Source organism: Achromobacter sp. 1L-A-4-B-C2 (assembly GCF_057291955.1).
This window is the reverse complement of the sequence record NZ_JBXAWP010000003.1, coordinates 221,268-238,545: the sequence shown is the minus strand read 5'-3', so window position 1 is coordinate 238,545 and position 17,278 is coordinate 221,268. Positions and strand designations below refer to the sequence as shown.

24 protein-coding genes and 1 tRNA gene are annotated in these 17,278 nt (G+C 63.9%); 16 read left to right on the top strand and 9 right to left on the bottom strand.

The features are described from left to right. The first annotated feature begins 59 nt into the window (after positions 1-59). From rpsF to AC0Z35_RS14590, 6 genes are all read left to right on the top strand, one after another. The gene (gene rpsF, locus AC0Z35_RS14615; RefSeq protein WP_006218306.1) at positions 60-434 is read left to right on the top strand and encodes a 30S ribosomal protein S6; all 375 of its coding nucleotides are present in this window, start codon (positions 60-62) and stop codon (positions 432-434) included. 51 nt (positions 435-485) lie between these two features. Continuing rightward, a complete protein-coding gene (priB, locus tag AC0Z35_RS14610) occupies positions 486-809 on the top strand; it encodes a primosomal replication protein N (protein WP_046802801.1) in 324 nt (107 codons plus the stop codon). 118 nt (positions 810-927) lie between these two features. After that, complete coding sequence (rpsR, locus tag AC0Z35_RS14605; RefSeq protein ID WP_006218308.1) at positions 928-1,200, top strand: 30S ribosomal protein S18; 273 nt, start codon at positions 928-930, stop codon at positions 1,198-1,200. Positions 1,201-1,215: 15 nt separating this feature from the next. Next, on the top strand, positions 1,216-1,671 hold the full coding sequence (gene rplI / locus AC0Z35_RS14600) for a 50S ribosomal protein L9 (protein ID WP_046802802.1): 456 nt from the start codon (positions 1,216-1,218) through the stop codon (positions 1,669-1,671). A gap of 126 nt (positions 1,672-1,797) precedes the next feature. After that, on the top strand, positions 1,798-2,637 hold the full coding sequence (locus AC0Z35_RS14595) for a BUD32 family EKC/KEOPS complex subunit (RefSeq protein WP_120154478.1): 840 nt from the start codon (positions 1,798-1,800) through the stop codon (positions 2,635-2,637). Then, complete coding sequence (locus tag AC0Z35_RS14590; RefSeq protein WP_006218311.1) at positions 2,634-4,016, top strand: replicative DNA helicase; 1,383 nt, start codon at positions 2,634-2,636, stop codon at positions 4,014-4,016. Before AC0Z35_RS14595 ends, AC0Z35_RS14590 begins: the two co-directional genes overlap by 4 nt. Positions 4,017-4,137: 121 nt before the next feature. On the opposite strand, the gene AC0Z35_RS14585 is transcribed toward AC0Z35_RS14590, so the two are convergent. The 5 genes from AC0Z35_RS14585 to AC0Z35_RS14565 all read right to left on the bottom strand — a co-directional run bounded on the left by AC0Z35_RS14585 (position 4,138) and on the right by AC0Z35_RS14565 (position 7,831). Continuing rightward, positions 4,138-5,115: a bile acid:sodium symporter family protein gene (locus AC0Z35_RS14585; RefSeq protein ID WP_046802804.1), complete on the bottom strand. Its 978-nt coding sequence runs from the start codon at positions 5,113-5,115 to the stop codon at positions 4,138-4,140. Positions 5,116-5,298: 183 nt separating this feature from the next. After that, positions 5,299-6,279 carry a 4-hydroxythreonine-4-phosphate dehydrogenase PdxA gene (gene pdxA / locus AC0Z35_RS14580; protein WP_314364630.1) on the bottom strand — a complete coding sequence of 327 codons (981 nt, stop codon included), beginning with the start codon at positions 6,277-6,279 and terminating at the stop codon, positions 5,299-5,301. Beyond that, a complete protein-coding gene (locus AC0Z35_RS14575; RefSeq protein ID WP_052945921.1) occupies positions 6,276-6,584 on the bottom strand; it encodes a hypothetical protein in 309 nt (102 codons plus the stop codon). Before AC0Z35_RS14575 ends, pdxA begins: the two co-directional genes overlap by 4 nt. Before the next feature lie 105 nt (positions 6,585-6,689). Further along, complete coding sequence (locus tag AC0Z35_RS14570) at positions 6,690-7,148, bottom strand: Lrp/AsnC family transcriptional regulator (protein WP_046802807.1); 459 nt, start codon at positions 7,146-7,148, stop codon at positions 6,690-6,692. A 77-nt stretch (positions 7,149-7,225) separates the two neighbouring features. Beyond that, positions 7,226-7,831: a hypothetical protein gene (locus AC0Z35_RS14565; RefSeq protein WP_485132396.1), complete on the bottom strand. Its 606-nt coding sequence runs from the start codon at positions 7,829-7,831 to the stop codon at positions 7,226-7,228. A gap of 186 nt (positions 7,832-8,017) precedes the next feature. Here AC0Z35_RS14565 and AC0Z35_RS14560 point away from each other — a divergent pair, with 186 nt between their 5' ends. Both AC0Z35_RS14560 and AC0Z35_RS14555 read left to right on the top strand, forming a co-directional pair. Continuing rightward, entirely contained in the window at positions 8,018-8,263 is a 246-nt protein-coding gene (locus AC0Z35_RS14560; RefSeq protein WP_046802809.1) for a hypothetical protein, read from the top strand. A gap of 234 nt (positions 8,264-8,497) precedes the next feature. Continuing rightward, the gene (locus tag AC0Z35_RS14555; RefSeq protein ID WP_255594000.1) at positions 8,498-8,770 is read left to right on the top strand and encodes a hypothetical protein; all 273 of its coding nucleotides are present in this window, start codon (positions 8,498-8,500) and stop codon (positions 8,768-8,770) included. A gap of 9 nt (positions 8,771-8,779) precedes the next feature. Here the strand turns inward: AC0Z35_RS14555 and AC0Z35_RS14550 are convergent, their stop codons facing one another. Together AC0Z35_RS14550 and AC0Z35_RS14545 are read right to left on the bottom strand one after the other, a co-directional pair. After that, positions 8,780-9,343 carry a DedA family protein gene (locus AC0Z35_RS14550; protein WP_046802810.1) on the bottom strand — a complete coding sequence of 188 codons (564 nt, stop codon included), beginning with the start codon at positions 9,341-9,343 and terminating at the stop codon, positions 8,780-8,782. Then, positions 9,340-10,779: an aminotransferase-like domain-containing protein gene (locus AC0Z35_RS14545; RefSeq protein WP_485132397.1), complete on the bottom strand. Its 1,440-nt coding sequence runs from the start codon at positions 10,777-10,779 to the stop codon at positions 9,340-9,342. Before AC0Z35_RS14545 ends, AC0Z35_RS14550 begins: the two co-directional genes overlap by 4 nt. 169 nt (positions 10,780-10,948) lie before the next feature. Here AC0Z35_RS14545 and AC0Z35_RS14540 point away from each other — a divergent pair, with 169 nt between their 5' ends. The 4 genes from AC0Z35_RS14540 to AC0Z35_RS14525 all read left to right on the top strand — a co-directional run bounded on the left by AC0Z35_RS14540 (position 10,949) and on the right by AC0Z35_RS14525 (position 13,549). Then, a complete protein-coding gene (locus AC0Z35_RS14540; RefSeq protein ID WP_189371460.1) occupies positions 10,949-11,338 on the top strand; it encodes a hypothetical protein in 390 nt (129 codons plus the stop codon). Positions 11,339-11,362: 24 nt separating this feature from the next. After that, a tRNA-Met gene (locus tag AC0Z35_RS14535) sits at positions 11,363-11,439 on the top strand. 209 nt (positions 11,440-11,648) lie between these two features. After that, complete coding sequence (locus tag AC0Z35_RS14530) at positions 11,649-11,993, top strand: hypothetical protein (protein ID WP_046802813.1); 345 nt, start codon at positions 11,649-11,651, stop codon at positions 11,991-11,993. A gap of 293 nt (positions 11,994-12,286) precedes the next feature. Next, positions 12,287-13,549, top strand: coding sequence for a TIGR03862 family flavoprotein (locus AC0Z35_RS14525; RefSeq protein WP_485132398.1), 1,263 nt, complete (start codon positions 12,287-12,289; stop codon positions 13,547-13,549). A gap of 28 nt (positions 13,550-13,577) precedes the next feature. Here AC0Z35_RS14525 and AC0Z35_RS14520 read toward each other — a convergent pair whose 3' ends face one another. Next, a complete protein-coding gene (locus AC0Z35_RS14520; RefSeq protein ID WP_104143198.1) occupies positions 13,578-13,985 on the bottom strand; it encodes a hypothetical protein in 408 nt (135 codons plus the stop codon). A 13-nt stretch (positions 13,986-13,998) separates the two neighbouring features. Next, positions 13,999-14,358, bottom strand: a complete 360-nt coding sequence (locus AC0Z35_RS14515; protein ID WP_046802815.1) for a hypothetical protein — start codon at positions 14,356-14,358, stop codon at positions 13,999-14,001. 274 nt (positions 14,359-14,632) lie between these two features. Here AC0Z35_RS14515 and AC0Z35_RS14510 point away from each other — a divergent pair, with 274 nt between their 5' ends. From AC0Z35_RS14510 to AC0Z35_RS14495, 4 genes are all read left to right on the top strand, one after another. Continuing rightward, entirely contained in the window at positions 14,633-14,761 is a 129-nt protein-coding gene (locus AC0Z35_RS14510) for an entericidin A/B family lipoprotein (protein ID WP_039883990.1), read from the top strand. Positions 14,762-14,889: 128 nt separating this feature from the next. Then, positions 14,890-15,321 carry a BPTD_2524 family lipoprotein gene (locus tag AC0Z35_RS14505; RefSeq protein WP_485132399.1) on the top strand — a complete coding sequence of 144 codons (432 nt, stop codon included), beginning with the start codon at positions 14,890-14,892 and terminating at the stop codon, positions 15,319-15,321. Positions 15,322-15,324: 3 nt separating this feature from the next. After that, complete coding sequence (locus tag AC0Z35_RS14500; protein WP_046802817.1) at positions 15,325-15,735, top strand: hypothetical protein; 411 nt, start codon at positions 15,325-15,327, stop codon at positions 15,733-15,735. A gap of 166 nt (positions 15,736-15,901) precedes the next feature. Continuing rightward, on the top strand, positions 15,902-17,194 hold the full coding sequence (locus AC0Z35_RS14495) for an aspartate carbamoyltransferase (protein ID WP_046802818.1): 1,293 nt from the start codon (positions 15,902-15,904) through the stop codon (positions 17,192-17,194). The last annotated feature ends 84 nt before the right edge of the window (positions 17,195-17,278 follow it).

Here is a 17,278-nt window from a genome sequence, read left to right as displayed (position 1 = left end):
GATGGAAAGCGCGGGTGCAAGACGCCAGGCCGGCAGGACATCCTCAAGGAGTTTTACTCATGCGTCACTACGAAGTAGTGTTTATCGTTCACCCCGACCAAAGCGAGCAAGTGCCCGCCATGGTCGAACGCTACCAAGCGCTGGTTACGGGCCAAGGCGGCTCGGTTCATCGCCTGGAAGACTGGGGTCGCCGCCAACTGGCCTACCCGATCCAGAAGCTCGTCAAGGCTCACTACGTCTGCCTGAACATCGAGTGCGGCCAAGCCACGCTGGATGAGCTGGAACACTCGTTCCGCTACAACGACGCCGTTCTGCGCCACCTGGTCATCAAGACCAAGAAGGCCCAGACCACGCCCTCGATCATGATGAAGTCGGTTGAGCGTGAAGAAGCCCGTAAGGCTTCGGCTGAGGCTGTCGCGGTTCAGCCCGAATAAGCAGGGCTCACGCAGAGCTCAACTTATGAAGTCCCCTTGGTGCCTGGCAGGATGAATCAGCTGGAACTTAGCGCGCGCGTTCTTGAATGCGAGCCTTTGCGCCACACTCCCGCCGGCCTGCCCGCACTGGAAATGGTGCTGGCACACGAGTCCGAAGTTATCGAAGCCGGCCACCCGCGCCGTGTTGAATTGACGATTACGGCCGTGGCACTGGGCGATCTGGCGTTGCTGTTGAAGAACACCGCGTTAGGGTCTGAATTGCTGGTGCAGGGGTTTTTGGCTCCCGCCCGCAAGGACTCGGTGAAGATCAAGCTGCATTTGCAGCAGGCACGCAAGATCAGCGGTAGCGCAGGACGCGATCCGCAGGTGGCTTGAACAGGTTGAGCAAAGGGTGCGAGAGCGCCTTCTGAATACGGATAGGTTATGGGGAGCTGGGCCCGGTTTCTAAAAACCCCGGGTAAAACCCGCCCCCTCAAACATAGAGGCACATATCATGGCTTTCTTCGGAAAACGCAAAGAAAAACGCAAATTCACGCAGCAGAACCCGCTTTTCAAGCGTCGTAAGTTCTGCCGCTTTACCGCAGCCGGCGTCGAAGAGATCGACTACAAGGATCTGGACACCCTGCGCGACTTCGTGCAAGAAAACGGCAAGATCATCCCGGCTCGCCTGACCGGCACCAAGGCAATCTACCAGCGCCAGCTGGACACGGCCATCAAGCGCGCGCGCTTCCTGGCTCTGTTGCCTTACACCGACAACCACAACTAATCCGGGGCACTGAAAATGCAAGTTATTCTGCTCGAAAAAGTCGTCAACCTGGGCAACCTGGGTGAAGTCGTTCGTGTGCGTGACGGTTACGCCCGCAACTTCCTGATCCCCCAGCGCAAGGCCCGTCGTGCTACCGACGCCGCCCTGAAGGAATTCGAAGCTCGCCGCGCCGAACTCGAAAAGGCCCAGGCTGAAAAGCTGGCCGCCGCCCAAGCTCTGGGCGAGCGCATCTCCGGCTACCAGCTGAAGATTGCCCAGAAGGCTGGTGTTGACGGCCGTCTGTTCGGCTCGGTCACCAATGCCGACATCGCCGAAGCCCTGAAGAAGGCCGGTTTCGAAGGCGTTGAAAAGGCGCAAGTGCGTCTGCCCAACGGCCAGCTGAAGTCGGTTGGCGAGTTCCCGATCCAGGTCGCCCTGCACGCCGACGTTGTCGTCGACGTCACGGTTCTGGTGGAAGGCGAACTGTCCTAAGCCGTACCCGCGGTAAAAAGAAGCCGGCCCGCGCGCCGGCTTTTTTTCTTTTTGACCGGCCGTCGTTGCGTTCCGCCTTGTCGGCATTACGCATCGCGCGCCATCTTGCCCAGCTCAGAGGACCTCTTGACCCACCCGCCCGTCCATCACAACGCGCCGCCCGGCCTGCGCGCCTGGCTCGACAGCGTCGACGCCTTGCGCGAACCTTCGGTGCGCGACGTGACGATCGATGGCGTGCGCTGCATCGTCAAGCGCCGGCGGCCCAGTTTTGGGCGTGGCGTCAGCTATGCGCTGCGCTATGTGCGCGCCTTTCTGCTGGGCGTGGGCTGCAAGCTGTTCCTGGGTGAATTTCCGCGCCCCGGCGTGTTGCTGCGCAATGGCCTGACGCATGAAGCCCAGCGCCTGTCGATGCTGCTGGAGGCCGGTTGCCGTGTGCCCGAAGTGTGGTGGCAGGAACAGGGCCTGTTGGTGCTGGAATACGTGGGCGACGACCTGGCTGATCTGATTCGCAACGAAGACGCGACCTCGCAGCTGTGGCTGACCCGCGCGGCGGCCGCCGATCTGGCCGCCTTCCACGCGCGTGGCATGTGGCACGGCGGCGCGCAGATCCGTAACGTCACCTTGCAGGACGGCGAGCTGTGGCGCATCGACTTCGAAGAGAATATCGGCTCGACGCTGTCGCGTCCGCTGGCGCAGGCGTACGACCTTTTCCAGATGTTGTCCTCGCTGGTGTCTTTGCGTAAATTGCCCGATGACGTTGCCGTCACGCTGGGTACACTGGCGCTCGACGTGTATCTGGACAGCAATCCCGATGCCGCCGTCAAAGCGCGCCTGACCCGTCTGGCCCGCATTCTTTGCAGTGTCGCGGCGCCTTTGCGTCCCTTGTTGCGGCGTCTTCCGTCGCGCGATGTGCAAGGGTTTTTTCGCGTTGCGGACATCCTGCAGCCGTTACTATTGAAGTCATGAATACACCTGCCGATCCCCAGCTTGAATACCTGCGCGTTCCCCCCCATTCCATCGAGGCGGAGCAGTCGGTTCTGGGCGGCCTGCTGCTGGACAACACCGCGTGGGACCGCATCGCCGACGTGCTGGTCGAAGAAGATTTCTACCGCCACGACCACCGGCTGATCTGGCACCACATCGCCCGGCTGATCGGTCTGGCGCGTCCCGCCGACGTCATCACCGTCAATGAATCGCTGATCAGTGCCGGCAAGGCCGAGGACTCGGGCGGCCTGGCCTACCTGAACGCGCTGGCGCACAACACGCCGTCGGCCGCCAACATCCGCCGCTACGCCGAAATCGTGCGCGAGCGCGCCATGCTGCGCAAGCTGGTGTCCATCGCCGACGAGATCTCGTCGGCCGCCCTGAACCCGCAGGGCAAGGAAGCGCGCCAGCTGCTGGACGAAGCCGAATCCAAAGTGTTCAAGATCGCCCAGGAAGGCTCGCGCGGCGCCGCCGGCTTCCAGGAAATCCAGCCGCTGCTGACCCAGGTAGTGGAACGTATCGACGAGCTCTACCACCGCGAAGGCAGCTCGGACGTGACCGGCGTGCCCACCGGCTTTACCGACCTGGACAAGATGACGTCCGGCATGCAGGGCGGCGACCTCATCATCGTGGCCGGCCGCCCGTCCATGGGCAAGACCTCGTTCTCGATGAACATTGGCGAACACGTCGCGATTGAGCAGGGCCTGCCCGTGGCGGTGTTTTCCATGGAAATGGGCGCCGTGCAGCTGGCGATGCGTATGTTGGGTTCGGTCGGCCTGCTGGACCAGCATCGGATGCGTACCGGCAAGCTGATCGCCGACGACTGGCCCCGGGTGACGCACGCGGTGCAGCTGATGCAGGATGCGCAGGTGTACATCGACGAAACGCCCGCGCTCAGCCCCATGGAAGTGCGCGCGCGTACGCGCCGCCTGGCGCGCCAATGTGGCCAGCTTGGGCTCATCATCATCGACTACCTGCAACTGATGTCGGGTAACGGCTCGGGCGAAAACCGTGCTACCGAAGTGTCGGAAATCAGCCGCTCGCTCAAGGGCCTGGCCAAGGAACTGAACTGCCCGCTGATTGCGCTGTCGCAGCTGAACCGAAGCCTGGAACAACGCCCCAACAAACGCCCCGTGATGAGCGATCTGCGCGAATCGGGCGCTATCGAACAGGATGCCGACGTGATCCTGTTCATCTATCGCGACGAAGTCTACAACCCGGATTCGCCCGACAAGGGCACGGCCGAAATCATCATCGGCAAGCAGCGTAACGGCCCCATCGGCACGGTGCGACTGACATTCCAGGGTTCGAGCACGCGCTTTTTGAACTTCTCGGGCGCGCAGCCGCGAGACATGTACTGACCGGGTACTGATCCTGTACTGACCGCCATCAAGACTGTCTTGGTCGCGGCCCAAAAAAAACCGCGCCCCGTTTCATGGGGCGCGGTTTTTTTAACCCTGAGCGCAATAGCAATCGCGGCGATCAGCCTTCGATTTCAGGACGCTTGCCATAGCGCGCGGCCAACACGCCGCACACCATCAGCTGAATCTGGTGGAACAGCATCAAGGGCAGCACGATGGCGCCCACGGCGTGGCCGGCGAACAGCACCTGCGCCATCGGAATGCCGCTGGCCAGGCTCTTTTTCGAACCGCAGAAGAGCAGGGTGATGCGGTCTTCTACGTTGAAGCCGAACATCTTGCCGGCCAGCGCAGACAGGCCCAGGGCAAGCGCCAGGATGACCGCGCAGCACACCACCAGGCCGGCAAGTGCCGGGATGGGCGTGGTGCTCCACAGGCCTTCGTTGATGGCCTCGGAAAAGGCGGTATACACCACCAGCAGGATCGAACCCTGGTCGACGAACTTCAGCATGGCCTTGCGCTTGTGCACCCAGGCGCCGATCCAGCGCCGCGCGAACTGGCCCAGCACGAAGGGCAGCAACAGTTGCAGCATGATCTTGCCGACCGCGTCGAACGAAATCGGCGCGCTGCCGGCATTGGCCACGACCGTGCCCACGAGCAGCGGCGTCAGGAAGATGCCCAGCAGGCTGGAGGCCGACGCGCTGCACACCGCCGCGGGCACGTTGCCGCGCGCCATCGACGTGAAGGCGATGGCCGATTGCACCGTGGCGGGCAGGCAGCACAAGAACAGGATGCCCAGATACAGCTCGGGCGTGACCAAGGGTTCCAGCACCGGCTTGAGCGCCAGGCCCAGCAAGGGAAACATCAGGAACGTGGCAGAGAAAATCGTCAGGTGCAGCTTCCAATGCGTCAGGCCGGCGATGATGGCCTCGCGCGACAGGCGCGCGCCGTGCAGGAAGAACAGCAGGCCGACCGCGATGTTTGTTATCCAGCCAAATATCACCACGCCTTGACCGTGCGCGGGCACGATGCTGGCGATGATGACGGTGCAGATCAGGTAGAGGGTGAAGCGGTCGGGCAGAAGGCGGACTAGGCGTGACATGGATGGATAGAGAGGAGCAGACGAAAGCGGGAACAACGCGCTGCGAACCAGGCGGCAAGGCAAGCGGCAAGCCAAACGGCAAGCCAAGCGAAAACCCCGCGGCGAATCAAGCCTGGGCAGTCGGCGGCGCATGGGATGCGTCGGAAACGGGGCGTATTGTAGTCCCCGTCGCCGTCGTGCGCCTCAGGGTGTCATTGCCAGCGCCAGGTCGAACGCGGCGACCAGCGAGGCGTGGTCGGCCACACCCCGGCCGGCAATGTCGAAAGCGGTGCCGTGGTCGACACTGGTGCGCACGAAGGGCAAGCCCACCGTGACATTCACGCCGTGGTCCAGCCCCAGGTACTTGACCGGGATCAGCCCCTGATCGTGGTACTGCGCGACCACGATGTCGAATTCGCCCCGGCGGGCGCGCATGAAGATGGTGTCGCCTGGCCAGGGGCCGCTGGCGTCGATGCCCTCGGCGCGCGCGCGGGCGATTGCCGGTTCAATGATGTCGACGTCCTCGCGGCCAAACTTGCCGCCTTCGCCGGCGTGCGGGTTCAGGCCCGCCACCGCCACGCGCGGCGCGGCGATGCCCATCTGGCGGCACGCGCGGTCGGCCAGCCGCATGGCGGTCAGCTCGGCGTCGGGCGTGATGCGCGCGATGACCTCGGCCAGCGCCACGTGTATGGTCACCAGCAGGACGCGCAGCTCGTCGTTGGCCAGCATCATGGCGAAGTCCTGCGTGGCCGAGCGGTCGGCCAGGATTTCGGTGTGGCCGGGGTAATCGATGCCGGCCTCGTGCATGGACTTTTTGTTCAGCGGCGCAGTGACGATGGCGCGGATGCGCCCGGCCTGCGCGTCGTCGATCGCGGCGCAGACGTAGTCGTAGGCGCCGCGTCCCGCCGCTGCGCTGATCTGCCCCAGCGGCAGATCGTCAGGCAGGGCCGGACTACAGGCAATGACATGGATGCGCGCCGCATCGGGTCCGGCCTGGCTGACATCGCGAACTTCGACAACGTCCAGGCGTGCGCCCAGCTGGGCAACCGCGCGGCGCAGCGCGCCCGCATCGCCGTACACCACACAGGGAGCGCTCAGGCCTTGCGCGATCGCCTTGACGACGATTTCAGGGCCGATGCCGGCGGCATCGCCCATGGTGATGCCCACGGGCAATGAGGGGTTCACGATGCCTTGTCCTTGGGCGGCTCGACCACGCCGCATTCGAACGTGACCGTGGCGCGCTTGGAGCCCAGGCCCGTGGCGTGGTTTGACGTCACCTTCGGCTTTTGCAGCTTGCGGCCGATGTCCTGGCAATACTGATCGGCGCGTTGCAGCGTCTGGTTCTTCAGTTCTACCCACGTCAGCAACTGCGTGCCCGAACTATAGGTAACGCTGTAAGTGTCTTTGCCGACGGAGGTGACCTCGCTCATGCTGGAGCAGGCGGCTAGCAAGGTCAGCAGGGCGGCGGCGGGGGCAAGGCGTGCAAGCATGGGGCATCCAGAAAACGCGATATCCGCCATTACAACACCATGTCGGTCCGCGAGAAAAGACGGCCGACCGGTCCGGGCGGGGGCAGCAGACGCCCGCGCGCACCTTCAGGGGGCGGCCACGGCGCTGCGGCGATCGACCTTGCGGCTAAGGACGATGGACGTCTGCGTTTGTTTGACCCCGTCGATCAGGCCTATGCGGTCCAGCAGCTCGTCCAGCTGCTCGTGCGTTTCACAGCGCAGGAAAATCAGGTAGTCATAGGGCCCGCTGACGGACGAAACCTCTTCCACTTCCGGCATCCGTTCCAGTTCGCGGATCACGGCGGCCGGTGTCTTGGGCAGCACGCTGATGAAGCAATAGGCGCGCACGGCGGCTTCTTCCAGCCGGCGACCCAGGCGCACGCCGTAGCCCGACACGATGTGCTCGCGTTCCAGCCGCGCGATGCGGGCGACCACGGTGGTGCGCGCCAAACCCAGCTTGCGCGCCAGGATTGCGGCGGGTTCGCGCGCATTGGCCGAAAGCAGGCTGAGCAATTGCCGGTCGATGTCGTCGAGTCGTTCGTTCATGCAAAAGGCGTGCGGCAAATAGCGAAGAGCCGACGGTACAGGCGCGGGCCCGCCCGCGTCAATGCGATGACGCGTTGCTAGCCGTCCGATTCCGGGGGAATGCCGCCGTGGTAGATGCGGCCATCGAATTCGAATCGGGTGATGGTCTTGTGGGCCGCGTCGAAAATGCGATCGCGGCTGGAGTCGGTCAGGCCGTCGTGGTCGGCGAAGCGGAAGCGGCAAAGGTCGATGTCGCTGTCATAGAACACCGAATTGACGTAGCGGCTGACGTCGGCTTCATGCGCGAAGTGCGCGAATTCCCGCAGCTGCTCCATTTCGTGGAAGGCGCCGTTACGGCTGACCAGCAACATGCCGAATTTGCGTTCCTCGTCGGGCACTGGCTCCGGCGCGGGGGGCGTGCTGGCTGACAAGGCCTCGTCATAGTCGAAGCGGGCGCCGGCGTCGTGCATGGCGTCCAGCGCGCGTTGCCATTGCGCTTCATCCAGCGACAGGCGCGCCATCATGAAGAACAGGCGTTGCCGGCCTAGCGTGCGCGGCTCGGGGCCGCCCACGAAACTTGACCACGGCGTTGCGGCATCCAGCCCGGCCAACTCGGCCATGCGCGCGTCACTGAATCCCAGCCTGTCCTGCAAGCGCTGCAAGGATTGGGCATCTGGCGGTGCATAGTTCTGGATCGTCTTCATACGCGCGCTCCGGTGGCCCCGTGCGCCGTGGATGGCGCCCGGCGGCGTGCGCCGCGGTGCTTGAGCGGCTACGCTTTATGCTAGCGCGGCCCTTGGCGCTTGCCTAGCGCGGCCCAGGCGTACGGGGGCGGTGGGGGGGGGCATGCTAGGATTTGCGCCGATCATTACTGCCAGGAGGCTTCAGCCATGGATACTCAAGAACAAATCGCCGTTATCGTCCACACCATTTCGCACCAGGGCGGCCGCATCGACGCGTTGAATTCGACGCTGCTGTCGATGCTGCATCTGGCCAAGGCATCGCCGGGCCTGCGCGAGGCCATCGAGGCGCAACTGGAACAGAACTACTCCAGTCTGCTGGCCCGTTCCGAAAACCCCCAGTATGTGGCGGGCTTCGAAAGCGTGCGCGACATGATCATTGCCGCGTTGAAATAAGCGCCTGGGGGCGCGCCAGGATCTGTCTTGGCAAGGGCTGTTCTGCGTCGCATCGACCGGAAAGTTACCCACAGCTTCTGTGGACAAGCCTTGGGATAGTCCGGGCATAGATTCGCATTTTCCTTTAAATACAAAGGCTTGGACAGGGCGGTCAAAGGTGGCTCCATTTGCGCGTTTCAAGCGCGCGATTGTGTGGTGTCCACACGGCCGCCAAGCCGGGTAATATGCGGCCCCATGCGGAATCAGTATCGATTGGAACATCCGGGCAGCGCCATGTTGGCGCGTGTCTCGGAAGCGGCAAAGCTGGCGGCGTTCGACCCCGGCAAACTCTCGCCCGAAGCGCGCGAGAGCTGGGAGCGCATGGGCCATGGCTTCAAGGCGTGGCACGACTTCGACCAACGCCATCCCATCCTGCGCCGCCTGGCGCTGCTGCCCTTCATCGGCGGCTGGTACCGCAAGGCCCGCCGCCGTCACGTGCTGCGCGCCAGCGGCAGGTTATTCAGCTGACGACGGCGGTCAACGACGGCGCCGCGCCAGCAGGTGATAGGCCAGGCCGATCACCACCCCGATCGCCAGGGCCACGGCCAGCTTGGTCTCTACGCCATGCAGGCGCCCCAGCAGCGATTCAATCGTCTGGCCGAACGCATACCCCACCAGGCTGAAGCAGACCGCCCAGATGACGGCGGCAATGGCATTGAGCACCAGAAAGCGCAGCGGCGGCACGCGGGACATGCCCAGCGCCACCGGGCCGACGGTACGCAAGCCATACAGAAATCGCAGGCTGAGGATGAATCCGTGCGGGTAGCGGTCGATGGCGGCAAGCGCTCTTTCAAAGGCGGGTTTTTCGCGGATGCGCCGCACGTAGCGGTGATCGCGATAGCGGCGGCCCAGGAAAAACAATAACTGGTCCGCGATGAACGACCCGGCAAACGCGCACAGCATCACGTACGGCAGGTGCATCAGATGCTGGTGCGCCAGAAAGCCGGCGAATACCACGACGCTCTCGCCTTCCAGGAACGTGCCGGCCAGCACGGCCCACAGCCCGTAATCGACAATGAACTGGTGCAGAGACGCATTCATGTGGCGCCTTCACCGACAATGCGCGCCAGGGTCAGCAAGGCGCGCGAGATGTCGGGCGTGGTGCGCTGGCCGCAGCTGATCCGCAGGAAGTGGTTGTAGCGCGTGCTGTTGGAAAACATGGCGCCGGGCGCGACCCGGATGCCTTGGCGCAACGCGGCTTCGAACACATCCATGCCGGACCGGCCGTCTGGCATTTCCACCCACAGCAGCATCCCGCCTTGCGGCACGCTTAGCCGTGTACCGCGCGGAAAGTGCGCGGCAATGGCTTCGGCTGTCTGGTCGCGCTGCGTTTTTAAATGTCGCCGCAACCGTGCCAGGTGGCGGTCATAGGCGCGCGACCCCAGGTATTCGGCAACGGCGATCTGCGCCAGCGGTTCATTGGGCCGGCTTTGTGCGTACTTGAGCATGGCGATGCGCGCCTTCCAACGTCCGCCCAGCAACCAGCCCAGCCGCATGCCCGGCGCCAAGGTTTTGTGCATCGACGAACAATAGATGACGTTGCCGGTGGCGTCCCAAGACTTGGCGGCCGCCAGCGGCGCATCGTCATCGGTCAAGGCGCCGTAGGTGTCGTCTTCGATCAGCGGCACCTGCTGGCGCTCGCACAGCGCGACCAGACGCGCCTTTTCCGCGTCGGGCATGACGCAGCCCAAGGGGTTCTGGAAATTGGGCACCACCACCACCGCGCGAATATTGCCGTGCGTCTGAAACGCCAGGTCCAGGGCCTCGATGGACAGGCCATGTTGCGGGCTGGTCGGGATTTCCAGCGCCCGCATGCCCAGGCTTTCCAGGATTTGCAGCAGGCCGAAATAGGTGGGCGATTCGACGGCGATGGTGTCGCCGGGGCGGGCCACCGCGCGCAGCGCCAGGTTCAACGCTTCAATGCAGCCGTGCGTGACGATGACGTCATCCAGCGTGGCATTGATGCCGTTGGCCAGGGCGCGGCGCGCCAGCACGGTGCGCAATTCGGGATGGCCTTGCGGGGGCACCGGGCTGACCAGCACATGGGGCGACACCCGCAGCGCGCGCGTCATTGCCTGCTTCAAGGCGTCCATCGGATACGCCTCGGGCACCGCCGCCGCCAGCGCAAAGTTGGCGCTGACGGGATGGGCCTCGCATTTGGCGATGAAGTCCGAGACGCGATCGTGGATGCCGACATATTGCGCGGCGCCCAGCGCTTGGCGGATGTCGGGCTCGCTAACGGGGGGGATGCTGTTGCGGCGCGCCTGCAAGACGAAATAGCCCGAGCGGGGCCGGGCTTCGATCAAGCCGTCGTCTTCCAACCGGCGGCAGGCCTGCAAGGCGGTGGACAAGCTGACATGGTGCGTGCGCACCAGCGTGCGCACGGAGGGCATGCGCTGCTCGGGCGCCAGGACGCCCGTCTGGATGGCGCGCCGGTAGTGGTTCGCCAAGCGTAGGTACAGCGGTTGTGGATCCATGTGCCGATCATGCTCCGGGTGGTTGGACTGAAGGAAGGCACAGATTCGAGAAAAGTACACCATAACAGCGGCGAAATCGAGCATCTGCATCGGTACAGAAAGCGGCGCTGTGTGGCTGTTGCGCGAAGCAGGGCGGGCGTAGCCTGTCATTGTCCGATTGGAGAACATCATGCACCCCGACCTTGCTTCCCCCACCCCCTCCCAAGCCCCCTCTCGCCGTGTCGAAATCGCCTCGGGCGCCAGCCGCGCATTCGTCCTGAAGGCGGGGGCAACGCTGGTCTGCGTGTCTGGCAGCGTACGGGTCGAACAAGTGGCTGCGGGCGCGGAAGCCGCGGGCTGCCTGCATCTGCCGCGTTCGGTGCGCGTCAATGCCGGTGAAGCGCATGGCATGGCCGAAGGCGGGGTGGTACGCGTGACGGCGATTCAGGCCGCGGATGTGATCTGCGTCGACCTGCCCGGTCCAATTGCTCGCTTTTTGAACGCTATGACAAAAATATTTCGCCGTAAAACGGCCAAATCCGCGAATAATCGGCTGGGTGCGCTGCACAAGATTTCATAATGGTGTATGATTCATCACATCAGACGCGGGGTGGAGCAGTCTGGCAGCTCGTCGGGCTCATAACCCGAAGGTCGTAGGTTCAAATCCTGCCCCCGCAACCAGTTTCAAGAAAAAGCCGCGATGCATATCGCGGCTTTTTTTCGTCTGCGCTTTTCGTCCGCGCCGCTGGTCTGTTCTTTTCACGTTCACTTGCCCTGGGTCAATCCTTTGTTCCAGTCCGGAGTTTCCCGGATGTGCCCGCCCGCACAGCGCCGCAACCCTGAGCTACCATGGGTCACGCGCGCTAGGTTGCCGCACAAGAGGAGGGTCCATGGGTACAGCAAAATACGATCATCCCGGATTTGTCGCCGACACAGGCGCTGAAGGCAAATACCACGTCGGCATCTGGTGCCCGCACGGTTATCCCGCCCACATCCACATTGGCCGGCCTGCGGAACGCGGTGATCCCCAAGCGCTGCTGCGCCTGCGCATCCCGGATGGCGTCTTCCAGTCCTTGCCCGATGATCCCGAAACCCTGTGCCGCCGGGCGCTGGGCCAAGCCATGGGCGCGGGCTTGCTGCGAACCGTGGCCGTGGACGGCGAATATCAGGAACTGCGTTTCGAGATGGACGCCGAGCCCTGGTCGGGGCCCATGCAAGCCGCGGGTAACGCCTGAGGGCGGAAGTTACCCACAGCGACTGTGGACAAGCCTTGGGATAGCCTTTGCGCATGTCCGAATTGTCCAGTGATAACAAAGGCTTGGCGCCTGCGGTCAATAAGTGGCCGGTGCCAGGCCTTTTTCTTTGCCCGATAGCGGCGTTGCGCTGACTCCGCGCGCACCCGCAAGCCGGTCTGGCGCCAAGCGCCATGCGACAATCCTTCCCGCGTTTTGTCGTCTGCGACTCGTTCCTACTTCCCCATGCACTGTCTTCTCTCTTTCCTTCCGCCCGCCATGATGGGCCGGCTGCCATGACGAACCTGCACCAGGAGGCGTCCTCCACCGCGCCGCGCGTCGCGGTCATTGGCGGTGGACCGGCGGGGCTGATGGCGGCGGAAGGCTTGGCCGCACAGGGCTTGCAGGTCGATGTGTTTGACGCCATGCCCTCTGTCGGACGCAAGTTCCTGATGGCTGGACGCGGCGGGCTGAATCTGACGCATAGCGAAGGCCCGAGTGCATTCCTGGCGCGCTATGGCGCGCGCGCGGATCGCGTCGCGCCCTGGCTGCAAGCCATGGACGCGACGGCGCTGCGCGAGTGGGCCCACGCACTTGGCATCGAAACGTTTGTGGGCTCGTCGGGCCGCGTATTCCCGCAAGAGATGAAGGCCGCGCCGTTGTTGCGCGCGTGGTTGGCGCGGTTGCGTGCCGGCGGCGTGCGTTTCCACATGCGGCACCGTTGGCTGGGCTGGCCGGAAGATCAGGCGATGTCCCCGCAAACGCTGCGCTTTGAGACGCCCGACGGGATCCAGACGTGGGCGGCGGATGCGCTTGTGTTGGCGGTGGGCGGCGGAAGCTGGGCCAAGCTGGGATCGGATGGCGCCTGGGTGCCGGGATTGCAGGCGCACGGCGTCCCCGTTGCGCCACTGCGCCCGGCCAACTGTGGCTTCGACGTGGCGTGGTCCGCGCACTTTGTTGAGCGTTACGCGGGCCAGCCCGTCAAGTCGGTGTCCATGTCGTGCGCCGCGATGCCGACGCGGCAAGGCGAATTCGTGGTGTCCGCAAGCGGTATCGAAGGCAGCCTGGTGTATGCGCTGTCCGCGGCGTTGCGCGATGAAATCGACCGATCCGGCCGCGCGGTCGCGATGCTGGACCTGGCGCCCGACTGGACGCAGGACAAAGTCAACGCAGCCGTCATGCATCCACGCGGTGCGCGCTCCATGTCCAGCCACCTGCAAAGCCGCATGGGGTTGACCGGCGTGAAGGCGGGCCTGCTGCGCGAATGCGCGACGGCGGAAGACTTCAAGGACCCGGCTCGGTTAGCCATGCGCATCAAGGCACTGCCGGTGATGCTGTTGCGGCCGCGTCCCATGGACGAAGCCATCAGCACGGCGGGCGGCGTGGCGTTTGATGCGGTGTCGGCGGGTCTGATGCTGGAATCGGCGCCCGGCGTGTTCTGCGCGGGCGAAATGCTGGACTGGGAAGCGCCGACGGGAGGCTATCTGCTGACCGCCTGCATGGCCAGTGGCGTGGTCGCCGCAAAGGGCGTGCGCGCATACCTGGCTGGCCAGCGCTAAGGCTGGCCGCCCGCTCTTGGCGCTGCCTTCAAGACCCCGACGGGTAGGGAGACATGCCCACCGGCGCGCGCGGAGCCAGGTCGCCGACCACATGGCCGACCACCGGGGGCGCGCCTTCTTCGGGCTGCGTAATGATGCCGATCACGCGTGTGATGGCGCTGGCGGGAATGCCGGTGCCGTGCGCCGGATCTTGCACCAACTGCCAGACGGTGGCGTCGGCGGGGCCGGCGTCCGTCATGGTTTCGATGGAAGAATCCAGGCAGCTGCGCGCAAAGAAGGACCAGTCCGATGCGCTGCAAGGCAAGCCGTGTGCCGTGGCCAATCGCGCCAAGGCCAGAGGTGCATCCGCCTGGCTAGCGGCATGCTGGGCGGCCGAGCCCAGCGTGACGTCAAGGGACAGCAAGCGGAGAAACTCTACGACGTTGTCTGAATTCATTGTGGGTCTCCTGTCAGCCGGGGCTTTGTCCCAGCATCGACACTAGCGATTTCTTCAGGCGCGCCGAAAAGATCGGCACCGTGTGCGACACGCCATTGCGGTCGACGCCTTCTTTCAGCTCAACGGACTGCCCCAGGAAAATCTCGGGCGCGGCGTTGATGTCGTTGTAGCGGGCAAGCAGTTCATTGACATGGCTTTGTGCGTCGGCAAGGGTGCTGCTGTCGGCAAGCTTGCCCGCCGCGTGGGCTTGCAGAATTCGGTGCAGATCGTCGATAAACAGCGCCAAAGCCGCTTGTCCGCGGCACTGCGGCTGTTCCCAGCCCCAGCCCTGTGGGCCGGCGCCAGCGTTCTGCGATACGGGTTTTTTGTTCATTTGCGAATCCTAATCCATTGCAGGCAAATACGCGACACCGCGCCGGGACGGGGTTGTCACGGCAGCGTAAGGGCGGTTACGGGGTTTGGTCCGGCCGGGTTACAAAGTGCGGCCAACGGCCCGCAGCCTGGCTGGCGGCCGAATTGTAGGCGCGAATTTGTAGGCCCGATGCGACACCTGCTGCAAGCTGGCTGTCAGGGCGTCCTGGTGGTGCGCAACTCTGTCCCTTTGCGGTATGCTGGCTTCGGTTTTCACGCCCAGACAGGAGATGTTTATGAAAAACAAAGTTGTTCTCGTCATGCTGCTTTCGATCGCCGCGCTTTCGGCGGGCTGCAATACTGTTGCGGGCGCCGGCAAGGATATTCAACGAGGCGGTGAGAAGATCGAAGGCGCTGCGAAGTAAGACCGCAACGCCGAGTCGCTGATGAGTCAGCCCAAGGCCACGCGCGAAATGCCCAGGCATTTCCCGCGTGGCCTTTTTGCGGCCGCTGGCATAATCGCAAAAGTCAGAATTTCAATGCGGGAAGAATCATGCGCAAGTCTGTATGGGTGGGTGTAACGCTGGCAGTCCTGTTGGCCGGCTGCGCGAGCAAGGGGGTTTACGAATCCGACGCCGTGCAAAAAGAGACCTTTAGCGTCGACACCAACTACCAGGCCGCCTTCCGCCGGGGCGGCGAATATGTGCGCACCTGCCACGTGAATGTGCAGCATCCGTATGGGTTGGCGTACGCGTGGCGCCACACCCTGGGCGAGAAGGGCGCGCCCGATGAAATCCAGGTCTACAAGGTGGGCGAACCCGCCAAGGTGCTGGAACTGATCTCCGCCGAGGCTGACAGCCCCGCCAAGTCCAAGGTCACGGTCACCGTGCTGGGACAGGGCCGCTGGGACGCGGCCGAAATCGCCGCCGCGCGCGCCTCGATTCAAAGCGCCACGCCGGCCTGCCGCGCCGGCAACGGCGGCTGATTCATGGACGCCCGCAACCCGCAGCGTCGATCCTCGGGGATGTCTTTTGCGTTGCTCGCGGGCGGCTTCCGATTTTTGGGCTGGCTCAACGGTGCATCCGCGCTGGCGCTGGTCGCGTTCTCGCTGGGCATCGTGGGCGGCGACATCGCGGCGCCCGATCTGCAATTGCCGTTGGCACTGTTCCTGGCCGGCTTGTTGACCTCTTGCATGGGCCTGTTGTTCGGCTACCTGGCGCAGGTCAGCTTGTTGCGGCAGGGCGACATCGGCCACGTCACACGGGGTCACTGGCCGGCGCAGCTGCTGGCGATGATCTGCTATCTGTTGGGCGCATTGGCGTTCTGCGCGGGCTGCTGGTTTTCGCTGGGTCAGGTGGCGCCGGGGGCGCAGCAGAACACGTCCTACGCCAGCCGGTAGACCATGGGGCCGCGTCCCCATCGGCCGCTGCCAAGGCGTGCTGCCCGGGCGGCCGTGGCGCGGAAATAACAAGGGTAAACCCTTGTACGCAAAAATATTGGACTTGCACTTGTGTTGGGAATAATATGCGCGCTGCGTATATAAATCCTCTTTCTCGGGGCCCGTCATGACCATCTCCCAGCAAGCCTTCCTGCGCGACGCCATGCGACGCCTGAACCTTACGCGCGACGTGTTCGCGACGCGCATCGGTGTCAAACGCCGGGCGCTGGACACGTGGTTGCTGCCCGAGGGGTCACAAGAATTTCGCGCCATGCCGGAAGTGGTGCAGCGCTTTGTCAGCGAGATCGTCCAAAACGGCGTGCTGCTGGAAAAATATACGCAAAGCGTACAAGACGGCCCCCTGCGTGAAAGGATCGCCGTAGAAGGCAAGAACCAGTTGCTGTCGGTGGACCAGTTCACCCGCGAATCGGTTGAAGACCTGTTCCGAGTGGCCGACATGATGCAGCCCATCGCGCGCCGCCAGAAAGTGTCGCGCGTGCTGGAAGGCGCCGTGCTGGGTAACCTGTTTTTTGAAGCCAGCACCCGCACCCGCGTCAGCTTCGGCTCGGCATTCTGCCGCTTGGGCGGTTCGGTGTGCGACACCACGGGCTTCACGTTTTCGTCGATGGCCAAGGGTGAGTCGATCTATGACACCAGCCGCGTCATGAGCGGCTATGTAGACGCCATGGTGATCCGCCACCCCGAGCAAGGTTCGGTTGCGGAATTCGCGCGCGCCACCAACATTCCGGTGGTGAACGGGGGCGACGGCCCGGGCGAACACCCCAGCCAGGCCCTGCTGGATCTCTACACGATCCTGACGGAATTTTCGCGCCTGGGTAAGTTGCTGGATGGCGCGCACATCGCCATGGTCGGCGACTTGAAGTATGGCCGTACCGTGCATTCGCTGATCAAGCTGATGGCGCTGTACAAGAACGTGAAGTTTTCGCTGGTGTCGCCCAAGGGGCTGGAGATGCCCAGCTACATCATTGAGCAGGCCAGCCGCAACGGCAACATCATCGAGCAGAAGACGTCGCTGGCTGAAGGCCTGGCGGGCGCGGATGTGATCTACGCGACGCGCGTGCAGAAAGAGCGCTTCGCCAACGAGGAAAACGAAGGCTACACGCCCGATTTCCAGATCAACCGCGCCATCATCGATGCGTATTGCAGCCCGGAAACCATCGTCATGCACCCGCTGCCGCGCGACAGCCGACCGGGCGCCAACGACCTGAGCGTGGACCTGAATCATGATCCGCGCCTGGCCATCTTCCGCCAGACGGACAACGGCATTCCGATCCGCATGGCGATCTTCGCGGTGCTGCTGGGCGTTGAAGGGCTGGTGCAGCATTCGCTGCGCGACGTCACGTGGCAGCATCCGTCGCACGTGGGCCCGGACGATTCGGTCTTCCACGGCTTGGAATAAGCGGCGTCATAAGCCGCGATACCGCTGCCGCGCGTGGGCCCCTCTAGGGGCCCACTTTCTTTTAGCGCATAATCCGCGCTGGTT

Bases quoted from the DNA above. Each gene is read 5' to 3' on its own strand.
- rpsF (WP_006218306.1), top strand. From the start codon at position 60: ATGCGTCACTACGAAGTAGTGTTTATCGTTCACCCCGACCAAAGCGAG.
- priB (WP_046802801.1), top strand. From the start codon at position 486: ATGAATCAGCTGGAACTTAGCGCGCGCGTTCTTGAATGCGAGCCTTTG.
- rpsR (WP_006218308.1), top strand. From the start codon at position 928: ATGGCTTTCTTCGGAAAACGCAAAGAAAAACGCAAATTCACGCAGCAG.
- rplI (WP_046802802.1), top strand. From the start codon at position 1,216: ATGCAAGTTATTCTGCTCGAAAAAGTCGTCAACCTGGGCAACCTGGGT.
- AC0Z35_RS14590 (WP_006218311.1), top strand. From the start codon at position 2,634: ATGAATACACCTGCCGATCCCCAGCTTGAATACCTGCGCGTTCCCCCC.
- AC0Z35_RS14585 (WP_046802804.1), bottom strand. From the start codon at position 5,115: ATGTCACGCCTAGTCCGCCTTCTGCCCGACCGCTTCACCCTCTACCTG.
- AC0Z35_RS14575 (WP_052945921.1), bottom strand. From the start codon at position 6,584: ATGCTTGCACGCCTTGCCCCCGCCGCCGCCCTGCTGACCTTGCTAGCC.
- AC0Z35_RS14570 (WP_046802807.1), bottom strand. From the start codon at position 7,148: ATGAACGAACGACTCGACGACATCGACCGGCAATTGCTCAGCCTGCTT.
- AC0Z35_RS14565 (WP_485132396.1), bottom strand. From the start codon at position 7,831: ATGAAGACGATCCAGAACTATGCACCGCCAGATGCCCAATCCTTGCAG.
- AC0Z35_RS14560 (WP_046802809.1), top strand. From the start codon at position 8,018: ATGGATACTCAAGAACAAATCGCCGTTATCGTCCACACCATTTCGCAC.
- AC0Z35_RS14555 (WP_255594000.1), top strand. From the start codon at position 8,498: ATGCGGAATCAGTATCGATTGGAACATCCGGGCAGCGCCATGTTGGCG.
- AC0Z35_RS14550 (WP_046802810.1), bottom strand. From the start codon at position 9,343: ATGAATGCGTCTCTGCACCAGTTCATTGTCGATTACGGGCTGTGGGCC.
- AC0Z35_RS14545 (WP_485132397.1), bottom strand. From the start codon at position 10,779: ATGGATCCACAACCGCTGTACCTACGCTTGGCGAACCACTACCGGCGC.
- AC0Z35_RS14540 (WP_189371460.1), top strand. From the start codon at position 10,949: ATGCACCCCGACCTTGCTTCCCCCACCCCCTCCCAAGCCCCCTCTCGC.
- AC0Z35_RS14530 (WP_046802813.1), top strand. From the start codon at position 11,649: ATGGGTACAGCAAAATACGATCATCCCGGATTTGTCGCCGACACAGGC.
- AC0Z35_RS14525 (WP_485132398.1), top strand. From the start codon at position 12,287: ATGACGAACCTGCACCAGGAGGCGTCCTCCACCGCGCCGCGCGTCGCG.
- AC0Z35_RS14520 (WP_104143198.1), bottom strand. From the start codon at position 13,985: ATGAATTCAGACAACGTCGTAGAGTTTCTCCGCTTGCTGTCCCTTGAC.
- AC0Z35_RS14515 (WP_046802815.1), bottom strand. From the start codon at position 14,358: ATGAACAAAAAACCCGTATCGCAGAACGCTGGCGCCGGCCCACAGGGC.
- AC0Z35_RS14510 (WP_039883990.1), top strand. From the start codon at position 14,633: ATGAAAAACAAAGTTGTTCTCGTCATGCTGCTTTCGATCGCCGCGCTT.
- AC0Z35_RS14505 (WP_485132399.1), top strand. From the start codon at position 14,890: ATGCGCAAGTCTGTATGGGTGGGTGTAACGCTGGCAGTCCTGTTGGCC.
- AC0Z35_RS14500 (WP_046802817.1), top strand. From the start codon at position 15,325: ATGGACGCCCGCAACCCGCAGCGTCGATCCTCGGGGATGTCTTTTGCG.
- AC0Z35_RS14495 (WP_046802818.1), top strand. From the start codon at position 15,902: ATGACCATCTCCCAGCAAGCCTTCCTGCGCGACGCCATGCGACGCCTG.